Source organism: Mesorhizobium sp. P3_A8 (assembly GCF_056402995.1).
This window is the reverse complement of sequence record NZ_JBFUGI010000001.1, coordinates 359872-374828: the sequence shown is the minus strand read 5'-3', so window position 1 is coordinate 374828 and position 14957 is coordinate 359872. Positions and strand designations below refer to the sequence as shown.

At 64.2% G+C, this 14957-nt stretch carries 13 protein-coding genes; 11 read left to right on the top strand and 2 right to left on the bottom strand.

Translation table 11 applies throughout. From position 1 onward, the window contains the following. Positions 1–19 precede the first annotated feature (19 nt). Both AC1DX4_RS01675 and xylB read left to right on the top strand, forming a co-directional pair. Positions 20–1342: a tetratricopeptide repeat protein gene (locus AC1DX4_RS01675; RefSeq protein WP_477218658.1), complete on the top strand. Its 1323-nt coding sequence runs from the start codon at positions 20–22 to the stop codon at positions 1340–1342. A gap of 81 nt (positions 1343–1423) precedes the next feature. Then, positions 1424–2878: a xylulokinase gene (xylB, locus tag AC1DX4_RS01670; RefSeq protein ID WP_477218657.1), complete on the top strand. Its 1455-nt coding sequence runs from the start codon at positions 1424–1426 to the stop codon at positions 2876–2878. 197 nt (positions 2879–3075) lie between these two features. Here the strand turns inward: xylB and AC1DX4_RS01665 are convergent, their stop codons facing one another. Then, positions 3076–3438, bottom strand: coding sequence for a nuclear transport factor 2 family protein (locus AC1DX4_RS01665; protein ID WP_477218656.1), 363 nt, complete (start codon positions 3436–3438; stop codon positions 3076–3078). A 113-nt stretch (positions 3439–3551) separates the two neighbouring features. Between AC1DX4_RS01665 and xylA the strand changes: the two genes are divergently transcribed. Beyond that, the gene (xylA, locus tag AC1DX4_RS01660) at positions 3552–4877 is read left to right on the top strand and encodes a xylose isomerase (protein ID WP_477218655.1); all 1326 of its coding nucleotides are present in this window, start codon (positions 3552–3554) and stop codon (positions 4875–4877) included. 205 nt (positions 4878–5082) lie between these two features. Then, complete coding sequence (locus AC1DX4_RS01655) at positions 5083–5286, top strand: hypothetical protein (protein WP_475454560.1); 204 nt, start codon at positions 5083–5085, stop codon at positions 5284–5286. A 70-nt stretch (positions 5287–5356) separates the two neighbouring features. Here AC1DX4_RS01655 and AC1DX4_RS01650 read toward each other — a convergent pair whose 3' ends face one another. After that, on the bottom strand, positions 5357–6337 hold the full coding sequence (locus tag AC1DX4_RS01650) for a GlxA family transcriptional regulator (RefSeq protein ID WP_477218654.1): 981 nt from the start codon (positions 6335–6337) through the stop codon (positions 5357–5359). Between the two features lie 79 nt (positions 6338–6416). On the opposite strand from AC1DX4_RS01650, the gene bcoG reads away from it, so the two are divergent. The 7 genes from bcoG to AC1DX4_RS01615 all read left to right on the top strand — a co-directional run bounded on the left by bcoG (position 6417) and on the right by AC1DX4_RS01615 (position 14342). Beyond that, a complete protein-coding gene (gene bcoG / locus AC1DX4_RS01645; protein ID WP_477218653.1) occupies positions 6417–7340 on the top strand; it encodes a 3-dehydrocarnitine:acetyl-CoA trimethylamine transferase BcoG in 924 nt (307 codons plus the stop codon). A gap of 14 nt (positions 7341–7354) precedes the next feature. After that, on the top strand, positions 7355–7987 hold the full coding sequence (locus AC1DX4_RS01640) for an HD domain-containing protein (protein WP_477218652.1): 633 nt from the start codon (positions 7355–7357) through the stop codon (positions 7985–7987). Continuing rightward, positions 7984–9078 carry a carnitine 3-dehydrogenase gene (locus AC1DX4_RS01635; protein WP_477218651.1) on the top strand — a complete coding sequence of 365 codons (1095 nt, stop codon included), beginning with the start codon at positions 7984–7986 and terminating at the stop codon, positions 9076–9078. The genes AC1DX4_RS01640 and AC1DX4_RS01635 overlap by 4 nt, the downstream gene beginning before the upstream one ends. Positions 9079–9082: 4 nt before the next feature. After that, positions 9083–10246 (top strand): acyl-CoA dehydrogenase family protein, encoded by a 1164-nt coding sequence (locus AC1DX4_RS01630; protein WP_477218650.1) that lies wholly within the window; start codon positions 9083–9085, stop codon positions 10244–10246. Positions 10247–10333: 87 nt separating this feature from the next. After that, complete coding sequence (locus tag AC1DX4_RS01625; RefSeq protein ID WP_477218649.1) at positions 10334–12412, top strand: acetate--CoA ligase family protein; 2079 nt, start codon at positions 10334–10336, stop codon at positions 12410–12412. Then, on the top strand, positions 12405–13187 hold the full coding sequence (locus AC1DX4_RS01620; RefSeq protein ID WP_183464839.1) for a carnitinyl-CoA dehydratase: 783 nt from the start codon (positions 12405–12407) through the stop codon (positions 13185–13187). Before AC1DX4_RS01625 ends, AC1DX4_RS01620 begins: the two co-directional genes overlap by 8 nt. A gap of 216 nt (positions 13188–13403) precedes the next feature. Further along, positions 13404–14342 carry an alpha/beta hydrolase gene (locus tag AC1DX4_RS01615; RefSeq protein WP_477218648.1) on the top strand — a complete coding sequence of 313 codons (939 nt, stop codon included), beginning with the start codon at positions 13404–13406 and terminating at the stop codon, positions 14340–14342. The last annotated feature ends 615 nt before the right edge of the window (positions 14343–14957 follow it).

Below are 14957 nucleotides of genomic sequence, written 5' to 3'. Positions count from 1 at the left end.
GCCGATCGAGGGATTTTGCATGGCGATCAGGGATGGATTCGGCCTGGCATTTTCAGGCGCTACGGAAGCGGGGTTCACGCCCTACGGCCAGGCGGTGTGGGAATTGCAGTGCTTCGTCGGCGATCCCGTGGCCTCGGTCGACCGCGCCATCGCGGAAAATCCCGATTTTGTCATGGCTCATGTCTTCAAGGGCTATCTCTTCGGCCTTGCCACCGAGCGGGAGGCGACGGCCGTGGCCAGGGCCTGCCATGAGGCGGCGCTGCCGCTTGCCGCGACAAGTCGCGAGCAGGCGCATGTCTCGGCTCTTGGCCACCTCGCCAATGGGCGCTGGCATGACGCCGCCAGGATCCTTGAGGATATCGCCATCGAGACGCCACTCGACGCGGTGGCGCTGCAGGTCGGGCACCAGATCGACTTCTTCACCGGCAATGCCCGCATGCTGCGTGATCGCATCGCCCGCGCTTTGCCGTCCTGGCAAAGCGGCATGCCGGGCTACCATGCCATGCTCGGCATGCAGGCCTTCGGGCTGGAAGAGATGGGCGACTATATCAGGGCCGAGAAGTTGGGCCGCACGGCGGTCGAGATCGAGCCGCGAGACGGCTGGGCACAGCACGCGGTCGCCCATGTCATGGAAATGCAAAGCCGGCAAAAGGACGGCATTGCCTGGATGCGCGCCAATCCCGAGGCCTGGACAAGGGAAAGCTTCCTGCAGGTGCACAATTGGTGGCATTTGGCGCTGTTTCACTACGATCTCGGCGAGATCGACCAGGTGTTGGCGCTCTATGACGGGCCGATCTACGGCACGCCATCGGCGATGGCGCTGAACATGGTCGATGCGTCGGCGCTCCTGTGGCGGCTGCATCTCGGCGGCGTCGATGTCGGCGACCGCTGGACCGCGCTCGCTGCCAACTGGCCCAAGGCCGGAGCCGGCGACTACGCCTTCAACGATGCGCACGCGATGATGGCGTTTGTCGGCGCCGGGCTCGACGCTCCTGTCCACACCTTGCTCGAGGCGCAGCGCGAGGCGATGCACGGCAGCGGCGATAATGCGGCTTTCACCCGGGATGTCGGCCATCCCTTGACGCTGGCGATCAAGGCATTCGCCGAGGGCAGCTACGCCGAGGCCGTGCGCCTGATCAGGCCGATCCGCGCGATCGCCCATCGTTTCGGCGGCAGCCACGCACAGCGCGATGTCATCGACCTGACGCTGATCGAAGCAGCACTGCGGGCTGGAGACGGCGCGCTGGCCAGGGCGCTCACCGCCGAGCGTTCGATGGCGCGGCCGGACAGTCCGCTGTCGGCACTGTTTTCGCGACGCGCGGCCGATTTGTCAGAGAATTGACCGCAAGCCGATCTTGCCTTAAAAACTGGCTCGGCCAGATTTTTTCGAGATCCGAAAAAAATATTGGCATGGGAGGATAATATGTATCTCGGCCTCGACCTGGGCACGTCGGGCGTCAAGGCGCTGCTGATCGATGCCGGACAGATTGTTGTCGGCTCCGGCCATGGCTCGCTTGACGTTTCGCGGCCGCATCCCGGCTGGTCCGAACAGGACCCGTCCCACTGGATACGCGCATGCGAAGACGCGATCGCCGAATTGAAGGCCTCCCATCCCAAGCAGTTCGCGGCAGTGAAAGGCATCGGCCTGTCCGGCCAGATGCATGGCGCGACGTTGCTCGATGCGGCCGATCATGTGCTGCGACCCTGCATCCTGTGGAACGACACGCGCAGCTATGTCGAGGCGGCAGCGCTCGACGCCGATCCGCGCTTCCGCGCACTGACCGGCAACATCGTGTTTCCCGGCTTCACCGCACCGAAACTCGCCTGGGTGAAGAGCAACGAGTCCGCTGTCTTCGCCAAGGTGGCGAAGGTGCTGCTGCCCAAGGACTTCCTGCGGCTCTGGTTGACCGGCGAGCACATTTCGGAAATGTCCGATTCGGCCGGCACGTCCTGGCTCGATGTCGGCAAGCGCCGCTGGTCGCCGGATCTGCTCGCTGTCACCTCCCTTGACGAGAGCCAAATGCCGTCGCTGGTCGAGGGCACTGAGAAGGCTGGCGGGCTGCGCGGCGAGCTGGCGTCGAAATGGGGCGTCGAGGCCGGCATCCCGATTGCCGGTGGCGCCGGCGACAACGCGGCCTCGGCCTGCGGCATGGGCACGGTCGGCGCCGGCCATGCCTTTGTCTCGCTCGGCACCTCGGGCGTGGTGTTTGCCGCCAACGCGTCCTATCTGCCAAACCCGGCAAGTGCTGTCCACACCTTCTGCCATGCACTCCCCAACACCTGGCACCAGATGGGCGTCATCCTGTCGGCGACCGATTCGCTCAACTGGTTGTCGGAGATCACCGGCAAAGACGCAGGCGAGTTGACATCGGAACTCGGCGACACGCTGAAGGCGCCGACCGGCGTGTCCTTCCTGCCCTATCTCTCGGGCGAACGCACGCCGCACAATGATTCCGCCATTCGCGGCTCCTTCACCGGGCTGGCGCACGAATCGAGCCGCGCGGTGCTGACCCAGGCGGTGCTCGAAGGCGTCGCCTTCGCCTTCCGCGACAGCCTCGAAGCCCTCAAGACGGCCGGCACGACATTGACGCGGGTGACCGCGATCGGCGGCGGCTCGCGCTCGCGCTACTGGCTGAAATCGATCGCCACCGCGCTGCAGGTGCCGGTGGATATTCCCGCCGACGGCGATTTCGGCGCCGCCTTCGGGGCGGCCCGGCTCGGACTGATCGCGGCGACCGGTGCCGATCCGCTGGCCGTGTGCACGGCGCCGAGGACGGATGCCACGATCGACCCGGATGCTGGGCTTGGTGGGGCGTATGCGGACGCCTATCACCGCTACCGGGCGCTCTACCCGGCGATCAGGGGCGTTACGGCGTGAGTAAGTGCGAGGCACCCCCCTCTAGCCTGCCGGCCATCTCCCCCGCAAGGGGGGAGATCAGCAGCTCGGGCGCCTCGCTCATTGTTGCGGCGTCGGAGATTGGCGAAAGCCTGAGCCTCAGCCAATCTCCCCCCTTGCGGGGGAGATGGCCGGCAGGCCAGAGGGGGGTGCCTCGCACCTCCCTTACCCAGCTAACCTCATTGCGCCGGCACCTTGTCGAGGAAGCCGGTGACGCTCTTCAGGCGGCCGTTCTCGATGATGCCGATGTCGGTGCCTTCGATGACCGAAGGGACACCTTCCGGGCCGAGGTTCCAGGAGAAGCGGATCCTGTCGGCAAAGCCGTCCGGCGTGCCCTTCAGCGAGAAGCGAAAGCCGGCAAAGCGTTGCTGCACCCCATCGATGAGCGCGGCGACGCCTTCATGGCCATCGCCCTGCATGAGCGGATCGCGATAGCTGATGTCTTCGGTGAAGGTGGCCTTCAGCAATTCGGCGCGGCGGCCGGCATCGCTTTCGTTCCAGGCGGTGATGTAGCCCTCGGCGATTTTGTTGAGGTCGGTCATGGTCTGTCTCCTTCGTTGAGTGGCTTTGACACGATCCTTTTCACCCCACGGCAGACCGAAACCAATTACGCCTGAGGTAATCAGGGCGAACTATTCGAGAGAGGACAGAAATCATGAGCAGTGGATTTTTCGGCGACATCCAGAAGATCAAGTATGAGGGACCGGATTCGACCAATCCGCTGGCCTACCGGTTCTACAATCCAGACGAGGTGGTGGCCGGCAAGCGGCTGGAAGACCATCTGCGCTTCGCCGTCGCCTACTGGCATTCCTTCGCCTGGCCGGGCGGCGATCCGTTCGGCGGCCAGACCTTCGACCGTCCCTGGTTCCCCAAGGCCGGTGGCACCGACACGATGGAACTGGCGAAACTGAAGGCCGATGTCGCCTTCGAGATGTTCTCGCTGCTTGGCGCACCCTATTTCTGCTTCCACGACGCCGACGTGCGGCCCGAGGGCAAGGATTTTTCAGAAAGCTCTGCCCGTCTCGACGAGATCGCCGACTACTTTGCCGGCAAGATGAAGCAGACCGGCGTCAAGCTTTTGTGGGGCACGGCGAACCTGTTCTCCAATCGCCGCTTCATGTCGGGTGCCGCCACCAATCCCGATCCGGACGTCTTTGCCTATGCGGCGGCGACGGTGAAGAGCTGCATCGACGTCACCAAGCGGCTGAAGGGCGAGAACTATGTGCTGTGGGGCGGGCGCGAGGGTTACGAGACGCTGCTCAACACCGACCTTGGCCGCGAGCAGGAACAGGCCGGTCGCTTCCTCAGCCTCGTCGTCGACTACAAGCACAAGATCGGCTTCAAGGGCACCATCCTGATCGAGCCGAAGCCGCAGGAGCCGACAAAGCACCAGTACGACTACGACGTCGCCACCGTCTACGGCTTCCTCAAGCGCTTCGGCTTGGAGAAGGAAGTAAAACTCAATATCGAGCAGGGCCATGCCATCCTGGCCGGCCATTCCTTCGAGCACGAGCTGGCGCTGGCCAACGCGCTCGGCGTCTTCGGCTCGATCGACATGAACCGCAACGACTATCAGTCGGGCTGGGACACCGACCAGTTCCCCAACAATGTGCCGGAAATGGCGCTGGCCTACTACCAGGTCCTGCAGGCCGGCGGCTTCAAGACCGGCGGCACCAATTTCGACGCCAAGCTGCGCCGCCAGTCGCTCGACCCGCAGGACCTGCTGATCGGCCATATCGGCGGCATGGACTCTTGTGCACGTGGTCTCAAGGCCGCGGCTCGCATGGTGGAGGACAAGGCGTTGTCCGCGCCGCTGGCTGAGCGCTATGCCGGCTGGAATACGGCAGAGGGCAAGGCAATGCTGTCCGGCAAGCGCACGCTGGAAGACATCGCCGAGCGCGTGGTGAAGAAGAAGATCGAGCCGCAGCCACGCTCCGGCCGCCAGGAATTACTGGAGAACATCGTCAACCGCTACGTCTGAGGGCGGAAAGCCGATTCGTATTGCTCGAGGGGCGGCGGGGAACACTCCTCCCGCCCTGGAACGGCCTTGCGCCAAAGCGCTCATCCGGCGACATGGTTTGCCCTTTGCCGCCCCTCAATGACCTCGCTCTTGCCTTCAAACTGCCGTCACGTATCTCGTATAAGAGGGACCTTGTGGCGGGTGAAAAGGAAGGAGGCGAACCGATATGCAGCACGAACGCGAAATCGACGCCCTACTGTCATCCGGCGAGACCGGATCGATCATCGACCGGCTGATGGCGCTGCCGCGGCCGACCGACAATGTGAAGAACGAATGGGATCGCGCTGTCAGCAGCCGATTTGAAGTCCGTCTGGCAAGGCAGATGCGCTCGCAGATGGACGCCGGCAGCGATCGACAGAACGCCGCGTAATCCCCTGGAGCAATTCCAGGAAAAGTGTGAGCGGTTTTCCGTCCGGAATTGCGACAATACAATAGACTGATTATCCTCGGCGCAGCCTGACCGGGGCTTCGCCAAAAGCTCTTGAAAACGCTCTGCAAAATGCCGCGGCGGACGAGAATCCGGTCCGCCCGGCAATATCCGCCATGGCCACACGCGTGTCGACCACCAGCCGGCGCGCCGCCCCCAGCCGCAGCCTCAGATAATAGGCGCCTGGCGTCTCGCCGATCGACTTGCGAAAAATGCTTTCCAGGGTGCGCGCCGTCACGCCGGCACGCTTTGCTATGGCTTCTATGGTCAGCGGCTGGTCGACATGCGCTTCCATCAGCCGGATGGCCTGCGCCAGGCGCGGATCGTAGCCGTCGAGCCGGCCAAGCGAGACCAGCGGCTGCGCATCGGTCGCCACGCGCGCCTGATCGTAGATGAACGCGCTTGCCACATCCAGCGCCACCGCCATGCCGAGCCGGGTGCGGATCAGGTGCAGCATCAGGTCCAGGGTCGGCGACGCTCCGCCCGTGGTGAACACCGGCCCATCGATGATGTATCGATCGGGGCGTACGTCGACGCCTGGAAAGGCCGACGAAAAATCCTCCATGTCCTCCCAATGGGTGGTGGCGCTGCGCCCTTCCAGCAAGCCGGCGCGCGCCACCAGCCATGTGCCTGCCTCGACGCCGCCGCAGGCGCGGGCCGACCGTGCCGCCCGGCGCAGGCCGGCGAGCAAGGCAGACGTGGCATAGTTCTGCGTGCCGAAGCCCGCGACCACGACAAGGACATCGGTAGGCTCCGTCGCATCGAAACGGCCGTTGACCGCCACGGGCAGGCCGCATGTCGTGACCGGCGCCTCGCCGGTCACCGAAACCAGTTTGAAGTCGAACAGGGTTTCGCCGGCGATGCGGTTGGCCGCACGCAGCGGATCGACGGCGCATGCCACGCACATGATGGATGCTCCCGAAAACACCAGCATCGTCACCTTGAGCGGCGACTGCTCGGCGCGAAAGATTGTCGCTTTTTCGTTTTTTATCATGACGCCTTCGTAAAACGTAAAGCAGTCTCCCGCAAGTCGCGCAATGCTGTGCTCTCTGTTTGATTGGGAGGAGAATTCCATGCCGCTTGCGATGAACCGGGAGGTCTTCATTACCTGTGCCGTGACCGGGTCCGGCGGTTCGCAGGATCGCAGCCCGCATGTGCCGCGCTCGCCCAAGCAGATCGCTGATTCGGCCATCGACGCGGCCAAGGCCGGTGCTGCCATCGTCCATTGCCATGTGCGTGACCCCGAGACCGGCAAACCGCGCCGCGACGTGCATCTCTACCGCGAGGTCACCGAGCGTATCCGTGACGCGAACGTCGATGTCATCCTGAACCTCACCGCTGGCATGGGCGGCGACATGGTGTTCGGCTCGCCCGAGGCGCCGCTGCCGCTCAACGAAAAAGCCACCGACATGGGCGGCGCCACCAACCGCATGGAACATGTGCGCCAGTGCCTGCCGGAAATCTGCACGCTCGACTGCGGCACCATGAACTTCGCCGAAGCCGACTACGTCATGACCAACACGCCCGGCATGCTGCGCGCCATGGGCGGCATGATGACGGCGCTCGGCGTCAAGCCGGAGATCGAGGCCTTCGACACCGGCCATCTCTGGTTCGCCAAGCAGCTGGTCGAGGAAAAGGTGCTCAACCCCGATGCGCTGGTGCAGCTCTGCATGGGCGTGCCGTGGGGTGCGCCTGATGACCTCAACACCTTCATGGCCATGGTCAACAACGTGCCGTCGACCTGGAACTGGTCGGCTTTCGCCATCGGCCGCAACCAGATGGCCTATGCCGCGGCCGCGGTGCTGGCCGGCGGCAATGTCCGCGTTGGGCTTGAAGACAATCTCTGGCTCGACAAGGGCGTGCTGGCCACCAATGCGCAGCTGGTCGAGCGTGCCGCCAGCATCGTCACCAATCTCGGCGCCCGGATCCTGGGACCGGAAGAAGTGCGCAAGAAGCTCAACCTGACCAAGCGGGCGCCAATCGCAGCCGCGGCGTAAGGCAGGATCTGGCGATGGCTACAACCGTCAAGTTCACCGCGATGAAGGATGGCGACAAGGACGACTACGAGTTCCTGACCGCCCATGAAATCGACTATGCCGCCAAGACCGGCGATCGTCTGCTCGACGCCCTGGTCCAACTCGACGAGGGTCTTTCCGGTTACAAGATCACCCGGCTCGGCCATTCGCTGCAGGCAGCGACGCGTGCCTGGCGCGATGGCGCCGACACCGACTGGATCGCCTGCGCGCTGCTGCATGACATCGGCGACATTTACGCGCCCTACAATCACGACGAATACGCCGCTTCGATCCTGAAGCCGTTCGTGCGCGAGCAATGCACCTGGGTGGTGGAGAAGCACGGCGACTTCCAGCGCCTCTATTACGCCCATCATCTTGGCGGCAACCGCCATGCCCGCGACCGCTTCGCCGATCACGCCTATTTCGACGATTGCGACCAGTTTTGCGAACGCTGGGACCAGTCGAGCTTCGACCCCGACTATGAGACGCTGTCGATCGCGTTCTTCCGGCCCTTCGTGCTCGAAGTCTTTGCCCGCAAGGCCTACGACCCAGCAGTCATCCGCGCCGGCGAGCGCGTGCCTCTCCTAGATCCCACTTTAGCCAAGACAAGAACCGGAGCTTCCGCATGAGCATCATCAACAAGGCAGCCGCCATCGGCGGCGGTGTCATCGGCGCCGGCTGGGTGGCGCGCCTGCTGCTCAACGGCATCGACGTGTCGATCTTCGATCCCGATCCCGAGGCCTCGCGCAAGGTCTCGGAAGTGATGAAGGGCGCGCGCCGCGCCTACAAGCAGATGGTGCCCGGCGGGCTGCCGAAAGAGGGGAAGCTGACCTTCGCCAAAACCATCGCCGAGGCGGTGGCCGATGCCGATTTCATCCAGGAAAGCGTGCCGGAGCGGCTCGACCTCAAGCACAAGGTGCTGGCCGAGATCGACGCCCATGCCCCGGCCAACGCCATTGTCGGCTCATCCACATCAGGCATCAAGCCGACCGATATGCAGGTGGCGATGAAGAACCATCCCGAGCGGCTGGTCGTCGGCCACCCGTTCAATCCGGTCTATCTCCTGCCGCTGGTCGAGATCGTCGGCGGCGAGCAGACTTTCCCGGAAGCCATCGAGGTCGCCAAGGAGATCTACGCGTCGATCGGCATGAAGCCGGTCGTCATCCGCAAGGAGATCGAGGCCTTCGTCGGCGACCGTCTGCTTGAGGCGGCATGGCGCGAGGCGCTGTGGTTGATCAAGGACGGCATCTGCACGGTCGAGGAACTCGACGACATCATGCGCTATGGCTTCGGCCTGCGCTGGGCGCAGATGGGCATGTTCCAGGTCTATCGCGTCGCCGGCGGCGAGGCCGGCATGCGCCACTTCATGGCGCAGTTCGGGCCGTGCCTGAAATGGCCGTGGACCAAGCTGATGGATGTGCCGGAATTCAACGACGAACTGGTCGACCTGATCGCCACCCAGTCGGACGACCAGGCGCACGGCCTGTCGATCCGCGAGCTGGAAAAGATCCGCGACGACAACCTGGTCGCGATCATGGATGCGCTGTCGAAGCAGAACAAGGGCAAGGGCTGGGGTGCCGGCGCGCTGCACAAGAACTATACCAAGCAGCTCGCCAAGCTGGCGGCGAAGAAGCCGGCGGCCTCAAAGGCGGCCGAGACGGCCAAGGCTTCGAAGCCGGTGAAGAAGGCGGAAAAGCCGAAGAAAAAGAAGAAGGGCTGAGACCATGGATTTCGGTCTTTCGGAAGAGCAGAAGCTTATTATCGAGACAACGCGCGCGTTCGTCGAGAATGAGCTTTACCCGCATGAGCGCGAGGTCGAGCGCACCGGCGTGCTGCGCCGCGAGCTGATCGAAGAGATCAAGGCCAAGGCCATCGAGGCCGGGCTCTATGCCGCCAACATGCCGGCGGATGTCGGTGGCGCCGGCTTGGATACGGTGACCTGGCTGCTTTACGAAAAGGAGCTTGGCCGCGCCAACTATGCGCTGCATTGGACCTGCGTGGCGCGTCCCTCCAACATCCTGTTGGCCGGAACGCCGGAGCAGCGCGAAAAATATCTGTTCCCTTGCATCCGTGGCGAGAAATGGGACTGCCTGGCGATGACCGAGCCCGGCGCCGGCTCCGACCTGCGCGGCATGAAGGCGACCGCGGTGCAGGATGGCGACGATTGGGTGCTCAACGGCACCAAGCATTTCATCAGCCACGCCGATCTCGCCGATTTCGCCATCGTCTTCATGGCTTCCGGCGAGGAGGATTCGCCGCGCGGAAAACGCAAGAAGATCACCGCCTTCTTCGTCGACAAGGGCACCAAAGGTTTCACGGTGCGCGACGGCTACCGCAACGTCTCGCATCGCGGCTACACCAACGCCATCCTCGAATTCGACGACTGTCGCTTGCCCGCAAGCCAGGTACTCGGTGAAGTGCACAAGGGTTTCGACGTCGCCAATTCCTGGCTGGGTGCCACGCGCCTGCAGGTTGGCGCCACCTGCCTCGGCCGTGCCGAGCGGGCGCTTGGCCATGCCATAGAGTATTCCGCGCAACGCCAGCAGTTTGGCCAGCAGATCGGCAAGTTCCAGGGCGTATCGTTCAAGCTCGCCGACATGGCGACGGAACTGAAGGCCGCCGACCTGATGGTGTTCGAAGCCGGCTGGAAGTACGATCAGGGCACCGTTACCGATCAGGACATGGCCATGGCCAAGCTGAAGGCCACCGAAATGCTCGCTTTCGTCGCCGATGAGGCCATCCAGGTTCATGGCGGTATGGGGCTGATGGACGACCTGCCGCTGGAGCGCATCTGGCGCGACGCCCGCGTCGAGCGCATTTGGGAAGGCACTTCGGAGATTCAGCGACATATTATTTCGCGGGCGCTGCTGCGTCCGTTCGGCGCTTAGAGCATGATCGCCCAAAGTCGGGATTCGGCTTTGTCGGACAAACGAGATCGTTTGTCCTGGAGATGATGCTCAAACGAAAAGATGACCATGCATAAACTCGAACGTCTCCTGCGCCCGAAATCGATCGCCGTGTTCGGTGGCGTGCAAGCGGCCGCCGTCGTTGCGCAGTCGATCAAGATGGGTTTTGCCGGCGAAATCTGGCCGGTGCACCCGACCAAGGACGAGGTCGCCGGACGCAAGGCCTATCGTTCGGTCGCCGATCTGCCCGGCGCGCCGGATGCCGCCTTTGTCGGGGTCAACCGGCATCTGACGATCGAGGTGATCAAGGCGCTGGCCGAACGTGGCGCCGGCGGCGCCGTCTGCTTTGCCGCAGGCTTCCTCGAAACCGAGGCCTATGATGACGACGGCGAACGGCTGCAGGGTGAACTGGTCGCCGCCGCCGGCGAGATGCCGATCATCGGGCCGAACTGCTACGGCCTGATCAACTATGCCGACGGCGCGCTTTTGTGGCCCGACCAGCATGGCGGCATCAGGCTGGAAGAAGGCGGCAAGGGCGTTGCCATCATCACCCAGTCCTCCAATATCGCCATCAACATGACGATGCAGAAGCGCGGCCTGCCGATCGCTTTCCTGATGACGGCCGGCAACCAGGCGCAGACCGGCCTTTCCGAAATGGCGCTCGGCCTGATCGAGGACGATCGGGTGACATCGCTCGGCTTGCACATCGAAGCGTTTGACTCCGTAGCCGGCTTCGAACGGTTGGCCGCCAGGGCGCGCGAGCTGAAAAAACCGATCATCGCCATGAAGGTCGGGCGTTCCGAGCAGGCCAGGCAAGCAACCGTCTCGCATACCGCCTCGCTGGCAGGTTCGGATGCGGCCTCGGGTGCCTTCCTGAGGCGGCTCGGCATTGCGCGCGTCGATTCCATTCCTGCCTTCATCGAGGCTCTGAAGCTGCTGCACATCACCGGCCCGCTGCCCGGGTACAGACTGTCGTCGATGAGCTGTTCGGGCGGCGAGGCTTCCGTCATGGCCGACAGCGCCGAAGGGCGCTGGGTCAACTTCCCGGTTCTGACGGAAAAACACCGCGCCCATGTCAAATCGACGCTCGGGCCGCTGGTCGCGGTCGCCAACCCGCTCGACTACCACACCTTCATCTGGAACAACGAGCCGGCAATGACCGCCACCTTCACCGCCATGGTGTCGGGTGGCTTCGACCTCAACATGCTGGTGCTCGACTTTCCGCGCCCGGACCGCTGCTCGGTCACCGACTGGTGGGCGACGCTGCGCGCTTTCGAATCGGCGCTGAAGACCAACAAGGCGCATGGCGCGATCGTTTCCTCGCTGCCGGAAAACCTGCCCGAGGAATACACCGCCGAACTGATGGCGCGGGGCATGGTGCCTCTGTTCGGTATTTCCGAGGCGATGGATGCCGCAGGCGCAGCAGCCTTCATCGGCTGGGCGTGGGCTGAACCGCAGGCGCAGCCGATCGACACCTCTGCTTCCGGCGCTGCCGGCGGCGATCATGTCACGCCTGATGAGGCCGAGGCCAAGGCGAGGCTGATCAAGGCCGGGCTTCCGGTGCCGAAAGGCGAGCGCGCCGGCAATGCGGTCGAGGCTGTGATCTCGTCGATGGCGCTCGGCTTTCCCGTTGCCCTGAAGGCGCTGGGCGTCGCCCACAAATCCGAGGTCGGCGCTGTCAGGCTCAACCTCAAGGACGCCGAATCCGTCAGCACGGCGGCGCATGATCTGCTGCCGCTCGGCACTGGGCTCTATGTCGAGCGCATGGTGCGCGATGGCGTCGCCGAATTGATCGTCGGCTTCACCAGGGATCCGATGTTCGGCGCGGTGATGACGCTGGGCACTGGCGGCGTGCTGGTCGAATTGCTGCGCGACAGCGTCACCTTGATGCTGCCGGCGACACGCGACGATATCGAGGCCGCACTGCGCGGCCTCAAACTGTTCCCGTTGCTCGAAGGCTATCGCGGCAGGCCCAAGGCCGACGTTGCGGCCGCCATCGACGCCATCGCGGGCATCGCCGGATTCGTGCAGAAAAATGCCGGCGAGATCGAGGAACTCGACATCAACCCGCTGATCGTCTGCGTCGAAGGCAAGGGCGCCTGGATCGCCGACGCGCTGCTGGTGCTGGGAGAGAACAAGAATGTCTGACGTCATTTCGACCCGCCGGGAAGGCTCGATCCTCGAGGTCACGCTCGACCGACCCAAGGCCAATGCCATCGACCTCAAGACCTCGCGGCTGATGGGCGAGACTTTCAAGGCGTTCCGCGACGATCCGGAATTGCGTGTCGCAATCGTCAAGACATCAGGCGACAAGTTCTTCTGCGCCGGCTGGGACCTGAAGGCCGCTGCCGGCGGCGACGCGGTCGATGGCGACTATGGCGTCGGCGGCTTCGCCGGCCTGCAGGAACTGCGTGACCTCAACAAGCCGGTCATCGCTTGCGTCAATGGCATGGCTGTCGGCGGCGGCTTCGAACTGGCGCTGTCCTGCGACCTCATCTACGCCTCCGATCACTCTTCCTTCGCACTGCCCGAAATCCGCGCTGGCACGCTGGCCGACGCCGCGACGATCAAGCTGCCGAAGCGCATCCCCTATCATGTCGCCATGGACCTGCTGCTCACCGGCCGCTGGATGGATGTCGCCGAGGCGCATCGCTGGGGCCTGGTCAACGAAGTGCTGCCCAAGGAAAAGCTCGAGGACCGCGTTTGGGAGATCGCCCGCCTGCTCGCCAGCGGCCCGCCGCTGGTGTTTGCGGCGATCAAGGAGACGGCGCGGGTGGCCGAAGCGCTGACCTTCCAGGATGCCATGAACCGGGTGACGCGCCGCCAGTTGGCGACGGTCGATGCGCTCTACGGTTCCGAGGACAATATGGAAGGTTTCCGCGCTTTCGCCGAAAAGCGTGATCCGGTGTGGAAGGGGAAGTGATTCTGCGGAAATGATAGCGCGAAGCACCCCCCTCTGCCCTGCCGGGCATCTCCCCCGGAAGGGGGGAGATCGGATGTCATCTCTGCTTTCGCCAATCACCAGCGCCGCAAGAACAGCGCCGCGACCAAAGTTGCCAATCTCCCCCCTTGCGGGGGAGATGTCCGGTAGGACAGAGGGGGGTGCCTCGGCTCAACCTGTGCAGTCGGCGCAGCCAGCATGACCGACTACAAAACCCTCATCGACACCGAGACCTGGGCTTTCATCGAGCGCACCAATTCCTATTATCCGCCCGACACGATCGATTACACGATCACCCAGCAGCGCGCGATCTACGACCGCATGTGCCGGGAATTCTTTGCCGGCTACCCCGAAGGTGTCGCGGTCGAAACCTCTTCGATAGCAACGGCTACGCACAAAATCCCGATCCGCATCTACCGTACCGCCCCGCAACCTGCAGCAACGGTGCTCTACATCCATGGCGGCGGCTTCATTCTCGGCGGGCTGGACAGCCATGACGATGTCTGCGCCGAACTTTGCGCGCGTACCGGCTACGAAGTGGTCTCGGTCGATTACCGGCTGGCGCCGGGACATCTGCATCCGGCCGCCTTCGACGATGCGATGACCGCCTTCGAATGGGCTGCGTCCACCCGCGATCGCCCCATCCTGCTCTGCGGCGACAGCGCCGGCGGCAATCTCTGCGCCGCCGTCAGCCACGCCACGCGCGGCCACGCGAAACGGCCGGTTGGCCAGGTGCTGATCTATCCCGGCCTCGGCGGTGACCGCTCGAAGGGTTCCTATCTCACGCATGCCGAAGCGCCGATGCTGACCATGCGCGATCTCGAATTCTACAAGCATATCCGCACCGGCGGCGCCGACCGGACCGGCGATGTAACGCTGTCGCCGCTGGCCGACACCGATTTCGCCAATCTGCCGCCGACGGTGCTGATCACCGCCGAATGCGACCCGCTGTCGTCCGACGGCGAGACCTATCGCGACCGGGTCATCGCGGCGGGCGGGCGAGCCACCTGGTTCGAGGAGCCGGGTTTGGTGCATGGCTATCTCAGGGCCCGGCACACGGTCGGCCGCGCCCGCGAAAGTTTCACGCGGATCGTCGACGCAGCCGCTGCGCTCGGACGAGGCGCCTGGGTGTGGTGAGCATTTTCCCTGTCCTGTGAGTTGGACATGATCGGACAGGGATGCGCAATGCAGGTGCAATGCAGGCGGTGCAGACCACGCTGGGTTTGACCGACAGCAGGACATCACAGACATGACCAGGCTTCGAAGCGCGTTGGCGCTTCTTCTTTGCGCCGCGACGCTCAGCGCATGCGGCGATACGGACGATTATCGCGACCGCCCCTGGCGCGACCACCACTGGCGCGACCGCGACCACCGACCCGACAGGCCGTGGAGGCCGGACAGACCCTGGCGCCCCGACAGACCTGATAGGCCGGATCGCCCCGACAGGCCCGACTGGCCGGGCAGGCCAGATCGCCCGGACCGGCCTGATCGACCAGATAGACCAGACCAGCCCGATAGGCCGGACCGCCCCGATTGCGGCGGACCTGCAATTGACTGCGCGCCACGGCCGGACATGCAACCCGGCGGCCCCGACTGCGCTGGCGGCTCGGCGACGACGCCGTCGCCCGACTGTATCGAGCCGCGCCGGCGCCGGCATCTCTGATCGCGGGCAGGCATATATCTTAGGCCAAAACCTGCTCTCGAATTTCTATGCAGCCAGCGACTATGCAATTCCGGGCCGCCGTTTGACTG